Source organism: Microvirga sp. P5_D2, from assembly GCF_054049475.1.
In genome coordinates this window covers 1-2,469 of record NZ_JBFUMH010000323.1, presented here as the reverse complement: position 1 = coordinate 2,469, position 2,469 = coordinate 1, and the positions used below count along the sequence as shown (strand labels likewise).

Here is a 2,469-nt window from a genome sequence, read left to right as displayed (position 1 = left end):
ATCATAGCCCGGGCTGCTTGGTGCTAGAGAGAACCTACCTGTCCTCGTAGTTCCGTCAAACCCCCAGCCAGACGTATAGATTGGAACCCCTCTAACACCATGTACTTCCTGTGGTTGCGGAACTTGAGAGAACGCGGTCCGACCGACGAGCAGATCAAAGTCAAAGAGGTTGTCCGAGCCAAACTCGTCTTTGATACTGTAATTCCTGAGACTATTACTTACATGCATGACGTTGTTCAGAGTTCTGTAATTCATCAACCGATTCTTTCGGTTATATTCTCTGATAAAGTCCCTCGTCGACGAGCCGGTATGGGGGCTCAGAGAGGTGTTATTGAATAAGTATACTCTACCCCCGCCAAAGCTCCTGGTGTCACTGCCTGTCATGTTCCTTGCTTTGATAAAGCTCTGCCCATAGGGCCTGTCGGGTCCGGAGCGACTGACATGGCTAATATTTCTCCAGATATAAATCGGGCCCCGATACACCGGCGCGAGGCCAAAGGGTATCATGATCTGATCAAGGTAGTTTCCCCAGATCCGCACATTCTCATCTGCGCCTTCTGCCTCAATGCCGTCATCCCAGCTATTAGCAATGAAATTGCCGTAGATGTCGGAATCTCTGTTCGGGAATCCTGCATCAGAAAAATTGTCGACATCACCCATCCCGTCATTGAAGTAGTGATCTGGCCGTGAGTAGATCTCATTGTATCTTATGACGAGGCTCCCAAGACCTTTCCGAATGCTAATCCCCTGTGGGCCTTGCGGATGCCGATTTCCCGCACAATTTTCTTCATACCAACTGTTTGCCCCGGTGCTTGGATYGTGCAGCCTGTTTCGCTGAATTGTAACTCGTTCAACTTTGGTGGAGTGTGAATAGATCGCGGCCTGCAAGTTGGTGCCATGAACAACGGCTTTCCCAGCACAAGTTGGCTCATCTGTTCCCCATTCGCTGATGTCGTTGTCCTCAATGATAACATCCGTGACATCGCTGGAGTTCTTTGTAGAAGCAGGTCCGAGCAATATACCTGAATGTCTGGCGCCCTTCAGGCGGAGGCCACGCACGATGATGTACTTCGCATCAACGACAACATTGAAATCATCTTTCTTTTGAGTGTCGATCGTCGCAGTTTGGCCCGGGGGCGATGTGTAGAGAACATAGCCATCTGAGCGTCCTGACTCTGTGATCCAAAGTGTCCGATGAGAGATCGCCGGCAATTCTATAATTTGAGCCACTGGCGGCTTATCAGGCCACGTCGTCGCCTCAAACGTTTGAGAGATGCCGCTGTTAACCGACAGCTTGATCTCGTAAGAGGTGCCAGGTTGCAGGTGAACGAGGCTCCCTCGGAACTCGGAGTTCCTCTGATCGTACCAAAGTGGCAGGCCCTCGTTCCACTTTGAGGTGCCCTTGGCTCGAAATTCTACGCGACATTCTGTATTGTTTGCCTCGGCAGAGCCGAGCATGATCCGCCAATAAATCCCGATGCTTTCGTAAGTTGAAGCCGAGCGAGGGCTAGGAAGCGGGCCTTCTTGTGCACATACTACTTGTGCAACACACATAACATAGCTGCTCATTGCGCAACTTCGAGCCAAACCATGTAGGTAGAGATCCGAACATCGTCGGAGCCATGAAATCATGATTGAGGTTCTCCCTTGAGAGGCCCCTGCCACGCTGTATGAGTCGACCTCGTAAACTCTTGAGACGCTAGTTGAAACCCTGCCTCTGTTCCAGGACGCGACCTAGCTAACCCGGTGTGCGAGTTTTTGGTCTCGAGATCCTCGGCTATCCTGAAGCAGTGAACAGCCTGCAACGCCTGTTTGCTGCCAGAGGAGCCTGCCATGGACTTCGAGAGCTTCATCATAACCGTCTTCTGCACCATCGACCACTTTTTCCGCCAATCCTGCCCCAAGCTGCGCCAGCGCGGTCCTGCGCCCACGCTGGCCGACAGCGATGTTCTGACCATTGAAGCGGTCGGCGAGTTCCTGCACATCGATACCGACCGGGAGCTCTCTATGATCTTCCTCTGAATGCGTGGACACCGGGTTTAGCTCGCCTTCTGCTCAGCCTATTCGGGTGTGAGATACCCAAGAGCCGAGTGGATACGCTGTCGATTGTAGTAGCCCTCAATGTAGCCGAACAGATCTCGCTGTGCCTCTTCGCGCCTCGCCCAACGCCGCTGATGGACCAACTCCACCTTCAGGGAGTGGAAGAACGACTCCATCGGGGCGTTGATGCTCCTATAGAGGTCAAGAGATTGCCGAGATTGCCGCGGGAGGCCTGCTGGTGCGGCACAGATAGCCGAAGATCTCCCGTGCGACAAAGCGCTTGAGACAGCGAATGATTTCCATCTTGCCCTTACCCTCTGCCGTTCGCTTGCGGACGTAGTCACGAGTGGGAGAATGGCTGCGCATCCGGCTAATGACCACACGATACAGAGCCGCGTTGGCCTGACGGTTGCCGCCGCGGTTGAGCCG

General features: G+C 53.3%; 2 protein-coding genes and 2 pseudogenes. 1 reads left to right on the top strand and 3 read right to left on the bottom strand.

The genetic code is table 11. The features are described 5' to 3' along the window. Positions 1-1,458: hypothetical protein (locus ACXJKO_RS31225; protein ID WP_457094884.1), on the bottom strand; the 1,458-nt coding region annotated here is incomplete at its 3' end. 375 nt (positions 1,459-1,833) lie between these two features. On the opposite strand from ACXJKO_RS31225, the gene ACXJKO_RS31220 reads away from it, so the two are divergent. After that, positions 1,834-2,022 (top strand): hypothetical protein, encoded by a 189-nt coding sequence (locus ACXJKO_RS31220; protein ID WP_457094883.1) that lies wholly within the window; start codon positions 1,834-1,836, stop codon positions 2,020-2,022. 38 nt (positions 2,023-2,060) lie between these two features. On the opposite strand, the pseudogene ACXJKO_RS31215 reads toward ACXJKO_RS31220, so the two are convergent. Together ACXJKO_RS31215 and ACXJKO_RS31210 are read right to left on the bottom strand one after the other, a co-directional pair. Then, positions 2,061-2,225: pseudogene (locus ACXJKO_RS31215) on the bottom strand (IS3 family transposase); the annotation flags it as partial. A 16-nt stretch (positions 2,226-2,241) separates the two neighbouring features. Next, positions 2,242-2,469: pseudogene (locus tag ACXJKO_RS31210) on the bottom strand (IS110 family transposase); the annotation flags it as partial.